This window comes from Streptomyces cucumeris (genome assembly GCF_024295805.1).
GTDB classification, from domain to species: Bacteria; Actinomycetota; Actinomycetes; order Streptomycetales; family Streptomycetaceae; genus Streptomyces; species Streptomyces cucumeris.
This window is the reverse complement of record NZ_JANCLX010000018.1, coordinates 136414-145417: the sequence shown is the minus strand read 5'-3', so window position 1 is coordinate 145417 and position 9004 is coordinate 136414. Positions and strand designations below refer to the sequence as shown.

Sequence of the window (9004 nt, the reverse complement as noted above, 5' to 3'; positions counted from 1 at the left end):
TTCAGGCATAACCCCCCCCCCCCCAGCCGAACCACACCCCTAGATCTCGTTGAAGGCGCTTGTCCCGGCCGTTGCGGTCCGCGTACTCTCTTCGCGGACCGCAACACCGTGGGATCCAAGAAATCCGGACCCCGATCTTCCGGAAATGCTCGAGAAGAAATCCGATCCGTACCGACCATGCGGAACGGCGTCAAGATCTCGTATCGCACGGTTGTCCCCGCCAACGAGAGCCCCGTATTGTCTCGAACCGGGGACGACGCCTCGAGGATGCTTATATCCGGATTCAAGGCGGGGTGGATAGTCATAGGACGCGTTGACGACTTTGGGGCACCTGCCGTGGCACATCGGACTCGTCCGTTCTCTCCATCACCGGCAGGTCCGCGATAAATGAGGGGTGAGTAATGGCAGTCGCGAACGAGGTGACTCCGTGGGTCCGGCGGCACCGTCCGTCTCCGTGCCACGAGGCACACCGGGACCACCTTTCACACGTGGGCGGCTCGGCGGTTTCCCGCTTCTTCCCATCCCCCCCGGGGCTGCGCGGCCCCGGGGCCGGCAGACCGGCACACCGCCCGGGCGGCCCGGGTCCGCGGCCGGAACGGCACGCCAGAGACCGCCCCGCCCGCATGCCCACCGCACCCGTCGGCCACTGGGATGGGACGTACTGTGCGATATGAGATCATGGGGCCTCTCCGGGTGGTCGAGGGGGAGAAGAAATTAACCATCAGGGCCCGAAAGATCGAGGTCCTGCTGACCGTCCTTCTGGTCCGCGCCGACCAGGTGGTTCCCATCGACCAGCTCATCGCGGAGATCTGGGGAGAGGACCCGCCGCGGCGGGCCATCGCCGGACTCCACGTATATGTCTCGCAGATTCGCAAGTTTCTGCGCCGCCCGTGCCGGAGCGAAAGCCCGGTACAGACCCGGACCCCCGGATATGTCCTGCAACTGGGGTCCGACGAACTCGACTTCCATTGTTTCGAACGCCTGGTGGGCGAAGGCCGGGACCACCTCCGGGAAGGCCGCTACAAGCAGGCGACCACCAGCTTCGAATCCGCACTCGACCTCTGGCGTGACCCGCTGCTGGACGACGTTTGCCGCGGTCCGATCCTCGAGGGATTTCAGACCTGGTTGAAAGAGGCCCGTCTGGAGTGCGTCGAGATGCTGACGGATTCCCGCCTTATGCTCGGCCGCCATCGCGAACTGGTCAGCGATCTGTACCAGCTGACCACCGAGCATCCCTTGCGGGAAGCGCTGCACCGCCAGTTGATGCTGGCGCTCTACCGCTGCGGACGCCGGGCGGATGCCCTGCACGTCTACCAGGCCGCGCGCAAGACGCTCAACGAAGAACTCGGACTGGAGCCCTGCCGGGCCCTCCAGGACATGCAGCGGGCCATCCTCACCTCGGATGACCGGCTTGAACTTCAGGTCCCCGCGTAGGCAATCCGCGGACGGACAAAGGGGGATGTATGAATGAACAGGTCGGTTTCCTGACCGGCGCAACCGAGGTCGACATCCTGCTCGAGGGCGGTCCGGACGACCTGCCACGGGCTCACCAGGCCGTGCGGTCGACCCTCGACTCCGGAAGACTCAAGATCCAGCACCGTGATGGGTACGAGCACTTCGAACTCGTCGGCGGCGCGGATGACTTCACCCCCGCGACCTTCCGCTGGACAGGGCGGACGAAGATCGCGGAATAGCACCCCTCCGGCCCGGGGACAGCCGTCGGCGGCTGTCCCCGGGCCGGACCGCTGGTGTCCGCCCGTACGTCCCGGACGACATCCGTCGGTTTCTCGGCGGCCCGTCGACGTTCCCAGCGACCAGGAGGTCCGCGTGCTCACCCCACGATGGCGGGGGGTCGTGATCGCCGCGCTCGCGATAGCGACGTCCCTCGCCACCCTGCCCGCCGGACCGGCGGCGGCCCGCACCCCGGCCGCACCGTCGGCCGGCGTGGCCAACGGCCGCACCCAGCCGGTCTTCTCCTACCAGGACGCCGTCCGCGAGCACATCATGGTCCAGACCCCCGTCGACAGCGACGGGGACGGGCACAAGGACCGGGCCGGCGTCGACATCATCCGTCCCAGGGAGACGGAGCGGGGGCTCAAGGTGCCGACCATCATGATGTCCAGCCCCTACAGCGACACCGTCGGCCGTGGCTTCGAGGCGGAGAAGAAGTCCTGGGACACCCAGGGCAACCCGGTGGACTTCCCGCTGTTCTACGACAACTACTTCGTACCGCGCGGCTATGCCGTCGTGGATGTCGACTCCACTGGAACGGGCAGATCGGACGGCTGCCCGACGGTCGGCGGACCCTCCGACGTGGCGGCGGCGAAGTCGGCCGTGGACTGGCTCGGCGGACGCGCGAAGGCGTACCGGGCGGACGGCAGCGAGGTCAAGGCCACCTGGTCCACCGGCAAGGCCGGGATGATCGGTCACTCCTTCGAGGGCACCCTCGCCAACGCGGTGGCCGGGACCGGAGTGGAGGGCTTGGAGACCATCGTCCCGATATCGGCGATCAGTTCGTGGTACGACTTCGCCCGTCACAACGGCGCCAAACACTGGAACGGCTTCGGCCCCTGGCTGGCCGGTGAGCTGGACGCCGACCCCGACACCAAGTGCCAGGCGGTCCGTGACGCGCTCGCCGCCGGTGAGGACGACGCCACCGGCAACTACAACGCCTACTGGCACGAGCGCAACTACCTGGCGCCCCCCGCGCCCGAGGCGGGCAAGGTCCGTGCCAGTGTGTTCGCGGTCCACGATGTCAACGACTACAACGTGCGCATCGACCAGTTCGCCAACTGGTGGGCACCGCTGGCACAGCGCGATGTGCCGCGCAAGCTGTGGCTCGGACGCTACGGGCACACCGATCCCTTCGACTGGCCCGGACGGCGGGCGCAGTGGGTGTCCACCGTGCACCGCTGGTTCGACCACTGGCTCTACGGTCTCCAGAACGGGATCATGGACGAGCCCCGGGTCGACCTCCAGACGGGGCCGGAGAACTGGACCACACAGGCCGACTGGCCCGCCCACACCTCCTCGGTGTCGCTGCGGCCCGCGTCCGACGGCTCGCTCTCGCCCCAGGCCGCCCAGGGCACCGGGTCCTTCACGGACCTCAAGCTGAGCGAGGCGGAGCTGAGTGCCGACCCCTCGACGGCGCGGCCCGGGCGGCTGGCGTTCGTCACCCCGCCGTTGCCGCATGCGGTACGGCTGTCCGGCACGCCCACCGTGGACCTGCGCGTCTCCCTGGACAAGCCGACGTCGAACCTCACCGCCCTGCTGGTCGACTACGGCGAGGACGAACGGATCGACTGGGCGCGGAACGACCCGCAGAACGGGATCCACGACGGTCTCCGGGGACTCTCCGAGGAGTCCTGCCACGGTGAGAGCACCGCCCAGGACGACGCCTGCTACCGGAAGACCGCGTCGGTGACGGCCACCAAGCCGTTCGAGGTGATCGCCCGTGGCTGGATGGACGCGCAGAACCGCCACTCGGCCGGCACTCCCGATCCGATGACCCCCGGGGAGTACGCCCGCATCACCTGGCGGACCCTGCCGAACGACTACCGCCTCAAGCCGGGACACCGGTTGGGGCTGGTCATCGGCGGCACCGACGCCGACTTCCTCTACTTCGAGGACCCGACTGCGGCCAAGGTGACGGTGGACCTGGGCGCCAGCCGGATCACCGTACCGGTGACCACGGCGAACGGCGCCAACGCGCTCACCGCGAAGCGGCGTTGACCAAGGGGGCGCACCCCGGAGGGACACACCAGGACCACGCCGATGAGGCCCGAGCCCGAGGGGGCTCGGGCCTCCCCCTGCGACGGCTGCGTGGCGGATGGCGGGTCCCTCCCATCATGCGGGTCCCTCTCATCATGGAGACCGGCGTTCGAGCCGGGCTAGGGCCTCACCGGACCCCACCCCTCCAGGTGTGCACCACATGGGCGCCCAGGTCCGGTGGCGCCCCGGCCGCGTCCGGTCCGGCCACCTCCGTGTAGCGGGCGGCGAGATCGCCGTAGCGGATGTCCTCGACCGTTGAGAAGCCCAGGTCACGGAGGGCCGCCCGCAGCTCCTCCGGTGCGAAGTGGCTGAGGAACGGTTCACCGGCCCGGGCCGCCCAGTCGGCGCGTTGCTCATGTACGGCACGCTGCTCCGGCGCCAGTGACTCCGGTGGCTCTCCGTAGTCGAAGACCACTCCGGATCCGGTGGGCAGCCCCGCGATGAAACCGAGAGTGGCGAAGACGGCCGCGCGGGTCAGATACGGCACCACGCCCAGCCAGAGGAAGAACGCCGGACGCCCCTGGTCGAAGCCCACCGCACGCAGTCCGTCGGCCGGTCCCGACCGCTCGAAGTCGACCGGTGCGAAGGTCAGGGACGGGGGTACGGCGATCCCGGATTCGGCCAGCCGGTGCCGCTTCCACTCCTGGGTCGCGGGATGGTCCACCTCGAACACCCGCAGACCCGCGGAGCCGTACGGATTGCGGCAGCCGAAGGTGTCCAGACCCGCGCCCAGCACCACGCACTGCCGTACCCCGCGCGCCACGGCCGCGCCGACCGCGTCCTCGGCGAAACGGGCGCGGGCGGCCACCGTCAGCCGGACGTCCTCCCGCTCGGGCCGGAAGGCCGCCTCGACCACCGGGTCGCGGCGTCGGCACCGAGGAGGGGCAGGGCCAGTGGGTCCGGGAACACCCGGCCCCCTTCCAGCTCCTGATGGGCCGCGCGGAGCGCCGCGGCGGCACGGGCGGTGCTGCTGGGCCTGCCGACCTGCATGGGCACGTCCTCCCCCGGGACCCCTGACGGTGGGGCCGCACCGTCATGATCCCAGCCGGACGCGCGGCGCACCATCAAAGGGCCTGGAAATAGGGGTGGTTCGATCCGGCCAGAAGGTGGCCGGAACATCATCCGCCACCGCCGGTCCACCCTCGCGCGGCCGCCGCCGGCCCCTGGTCGGTCGAGTGCTTCTGGTCCGCCGATCCGGTGAAGCTCCGCACCGTTCCGCAAGGACCCCCTCCTCCGTGCATATAAATATGACAATCCGACTGATATACCCCCATACGAGTGCGGAGTGAACCGTGTCCTCTCACCGACGCCCTAGGACGGCGATCCTCGCCGTCGCGCTGTTCGGCACCGTCACCGCGTGCGGCGGCACGTCCGACGCCCCGGAAGCCGAGGAGAAGCCCTCGAAGTCGGCCGCGGCCGCGCAGAGGGAGCCAGCCAAGGACTTCACCCTGGTGGCCACCGGTGATCTGCTGGTCCATGACTCGGTCATCCGTCAGGCCAAGGCGGACGCGGGCGGCACGGGCTATGACTTCCGGCGCATGATCGCCGCGGCGGCCCCCATCGTCGCCCGGGCCGACCTGGCGATCTGCCACATGGAGACGGTCTACGGCGCCGACGAGGGCCCGTACACCGGCTATCCCACCTTCAAGACCCCGCCCCAACTCGCCTCGGCCGTCAGGAAGCTCGGCTACGACTCCTGCTCCACCGCGTCCAACCACACCCTGGACGCCGGAACGGACGGTGTGGTGCGCACCCTCGACGCGATGGACCGCGCGGGGCTCAAGCACGCCGGATCGGCGCGCTCGGCCGCCGAGAGCCACCGCCCGGCCCTGATGGAGGCGGGCGGCGCCAAGGTGGCGCAGCTCGCGTACACCTACGGCACCAACGGCATCCCGGTACCGGACGGCAAGCCGTGGCTGGTGAACGTCATCGACCCCAAGAGGATCGTCAAGGACGCACGGGCCGCCCGACGGGCCGGTGCCGATGTGGTCGTGGTCAGTGTGCACTGGGGCACCGAGTGGCAGCAGGCCCCGGACAAGCTCCAGCTCTCGCTGGCCAGGAAGCTCACCGCGTCCACCGACGGCGGGCGCCGGGACATCGACCTCATCCTCGGCACCCACGCCCATATCCCGCAGGCGTACGAGAAGGTGAACGGCACCTGGGTGGTGTACGGCATGGGTGACCAGATCGCGGGTGTGATGGGCGACAAGCGCGGCCAGATGGGCTCGGCGGCCCGCTTCACCTTCTCCCCGCCCTCCGGCGAGGGCAAGGCGTGGCGGGTGAAGAAGGCGGAGTACATCCCGCACGCGGTGGACAACGACCCGATCTCGCTGGTGAACCTGCCCCGCGCACTGGAGAGGAGCCCCGGCGACGGCGGCTGGACCAGCGCGCTGAGCACCATCCAGGAGGCGGTGCTCAGCCGGGGCGCCAAGAAGGACGGGCTCGCCATGGGGCGTTGAGCCACCGCTGACACCCGGCGGCCGGGGCCCGTCACCGTCGACGGCCTCAGCCGCCCTGGGTGTGGAACGCCAGCTTGCCGTCCTCCACATCCACTTCGACCCGGCTGTGCGGGCGCAGGGTACCGCCGAGCAGCATCCGTGAGAGCGGGTTGTCGACCTCGCGCTGGATCGTGCGGCGCAGCGGCCGGGCGCCGTACTCCGGCTGGTGCCCGCGCTGGGCGAGCCAGTCCACGGCGGCCGGGGTGAAGTCGACGGGGACGTCCTGGGCGCGCAGTCTGCGCCGGGTCTCCTCCAGCAGCACATCGGTGATCTGGCGGAGCTGCTCATCGGCGAGACGGCGGAAGATGACGGTCTCGTCGACGCGGTTCAGGAACTCGGGGCGGAAGTGTTCGCGCAGCGGCCGCAGCACCCGCTCCCTGCGGGCGTCCTCGTCGGACTCCTCGTCCCCGCCGCCGAAGCCGAGGACGGCGCCGCGGCCGGTGATGGCCTCGGAGCCGAGGTTGCTGGTCATCACGATGACGGTGTTCTTGAAGTCCACGGTGCGGCCCTGGGCGTCGGTGAGCCTGCCGTCGTCGAGGACCTGGAGCAGGATGTTGAACACGTCCGGGTCCGCCTTCTCCACCTCGTCCAGCAGTACCAGGGAGTAGGGCTGGCGGCGCACCGCCTCGGTCAGCTGTCCCGCCTCGTCATGGCCCACGTAGCCGGGCGGGGCGCCGATGAGACGGCTGACGGTGTGCTTCTCCTGGTACTCGCTCATATCGAGGCGGACCATCCGGTCCTCGCTGCCGAAGAGCGCCTCGGCCAGGGCGCGGGCGAGTTCGGTCTTGCCGACGCCGGTGGGGCCGAGGAAGAGGAAGCTGCCGCTGGGCCGGTCGGGGTCGGCGAGACCGGCGCGGGAGCGCAGTACGGCGTCGGCCACGGCGGAGACCGCCTCCTCCTGGCCGATGACCCGCTGGTGGAGGTGTTCCTCCAGGCCGAGCAGCCGGTCCCGCTCCTCCTGGGTGAGGCTGCTGACGGGGATCCCGGTCTGCCGGGAGACGATGTCCGCGACGTCCTCGACGGTCACCTCGGCGACACGGGTGCCGTGGAACTGGGTGCCGGAGCCTTCGGTGATCCGGGCGCCCAGTTCGGCGATCCGGTCGCGCAGCGAGGTGGCGCGTTCGTACTGCTCGGAGGCGACGGCCTGGTCCTTGTCCCGGGTGAGCTGCTCGACCTCGCGCTCCAGGGCGCGCAGATCGGTGCCCCGGGCGCTGGAGCGCAGCCGGACCCGGGCGCCCGCCTGGTCCATCAGGTCGATGGCCTTGTCGGGCAGGAAGCGGTCGGTGAGATAGCGGTCGGCGAGTTCGACGGCCGCGAACAGCGCCTCGTCGGTGTAGCGGACCTGGTGGTGGGCCTCGTAGCGGTCGCGCAGCCCGTGCAGGATCGACACGGCGGAGGCGGTGGTGGGCTCGGGGACCATGATGGGCTGGAAGCGGCGGGCGAGCGCGGCGTCCTTCTCGATGTACTGGCGGTACTCCTGGAGTGTGCTCGCACCCATGACGTGGAGTTCACCGCGGGCGAGCGCGGGCTTCAGGAGGTTGCTGGCGTCCATCGAGCCGCCCTCGGAGCCGCCTCCCGCGCCCACGACGGTGTGCAGCTCGTCGATGAAGATGATCAACTCGTCGGAGTTGGCGCGGATCTCGTCGATGATGCCGGTGAGCCGCTGTTCGAAGTCACCGCGGAAACGGGTGCCCGCCACGATGCCCGCGAAGTCGAGCTGGATGACCCGGCGGCCGAGCAGGATGTCCGGTACGTCGGCGTCGGCGATCCGCTGGGCCAGTCCCTCCACGACGGCGGTCTTGCCGACCCCTGCCTCACCGATGAGCACGGGGTTGTTCTTGCCCCGGCGGGCGAGCACCTCGATGCTCTGGTCGATCTCCTCGTCCCGGCCGATCACCGGGTCGATACGGCCCTCGCGGGCCATCTCGGTCAGATCGCGGCCGAACCGGTCGAGGGTGGGGGTGTTCGCCCGGCGGTCCAGGACGGGCCGCTGGTCCGCCGGACCCGCTCCGGCCGCGAGACCGCCCTGGAGACCGCCCTGGGGGCCGGGCCGGGGTTCGAAGCGGGCGGCGTTGAGGATCTGGCCCGCGGTGGAGTCCCGGTTGCCGGCCAGCGCGATCAGCACGTGTTCGGGGCCGATGTACGAGGACCCCCGGGACCGGGCCACCTCGTGCGCGTCGAGCAGCGCCCGCTTGACGGCAGGGGTGACGGCGACCGAGTTGCGCGGTGGCCCCTCCCCCGCCTCCCGGTCGATCTGCTCGGCGAGCCGGTCGGGGTCGGCTCCGGCGCGGGAGACCATCGTGCGGGTGGGCTCCGCGAGGAGGGCCGCCCGCAGCAGATGCTCGGTGTCCAGGTCGGTACTGCCGTGCTCGGCCGCGTAGGACGCGGCGGAGGAGACCAGGTTGCGCGCCGTCTCACTCATCAGCCGGCCGAAGTCGACATGGCGCGAGTCGGCCCGCTGCCCGGCCGGCCCGGTTCCGAGGAAGCGCGCGAGGAAATCGCCCAAGGGGTCTGGCCCGAAGTCATCAGGGCCGTCGTTGCCGCTGCCCATATCACCACTTTACGGGTGATTGCCGTCTCTGACCCGCCGTCCGGGTGCACCGTGGCCGCACCGAGGGAGCCGCGCCGCCCTCGGGGTCGCGTATCCGCCGCGCATGGGCGACTCTGTCGTGGGCATGATGGACGAGGCGAGTCCGTCGCGCTCTGCCCATGATCTCCGCACACATGGTGACGAT

6 protein-coding genes are annotated in these 9004 nt (G+C 70.3%); 4 read left to right on the top strand and 2 right to left on the bottom strand.

Features of this window, described 5'->3' with window-relative positions; all coding sequences use genetic code 11:
• The first annotated feature begins 663 nt into the window (after positions 1-663).
• The 3 genes from NMK44_RS25185 (at position 664) to NMK44_RS25175 (ending at position 3732) form a co-directional block, all read left to right on the top strand.
• Positions 664-1434, top strand: coding sequence for an AfsR/SARP family transcriptional regulator (locus NMK44_RS25185; RefSeq protein ID WP_254746925.1), 771 nt, complete (start codon positions 664-666; stop codon positions 1432-1434).
• 29 nt (positions 1435-1463) lie between these two features.
• Positions 1464-1694, top strand: a complete 231-nt coding sequence (locus NMK44_RS25180; RefSeq protein ID WP_254746923.1) for a DUF5988 family protein — start codon at positions 1464-1466, stop codon at positions 1692-1694.
• 133 nt (positions 1695-1827) lie between these two features.
• Positions 1828-3732 (top strand): Xaa-Pro dipeptidyl-peptidase, encoded by a 1905-nt coding sequence (locus NMK44_RS25175; RefSeq protein ID WP_254746921.1) that lies wholly within the window; start codon positions 1828-1830, stop codon positions 3730-3732.
• Between the two features lie 166 nt (positions 3733-3898).
• On the opposite strand, the gene NMK44_RS25170 is transcribed toward NMK44_RS25175, so the two are convergent.
• Complete coding sequence (locus NMK44_RS25170) at positions 3899-4627, bottom strand: class I SAM-dependent methyltransferase (protein ID WP_254746919.1); 729 nt, start codon at positions 4625-4627, stop codon at positions 3899-3901.
• 436 nt (positions 4628-5063) lie between these two features.
• On the opposite strand from NMK44_RS25170, the gene NMK44_RS25165 reads away from it, so the two are divergent.
• Positions 5064-6230 carry a CapA family protein gene (locus NMK44_RS25165; RefSeq protein ID WP_254746917.1) on the top strand — a complete coding sequence of 389 codons (1167 nt, stop codon included), beginning with the start codon at positions 5064-5066 and terminating at the stop codon, positions 6228-6230.
• Between the two features lie 46 nt (positions 6231-6276).
• On the opposite strand, the gene NMK44_RS25160 is transcribed toward NMK44_RS25165, so the two are convergent.
• Positions 6277-8820 (bottom strand): ATP-dependent Clp protease ATP-binding subunit, encoded by a 2544-nt coding sequence (locus tag NMK44_RS25160; RefSeq protein ID WP_254746915.1) that lies wholly within the window; start codon positions 8818-8820, stop codon positions 6277-6279.
• Between the last annotated feature and the right edge of the window lie 184 nt (positions 8821-9004).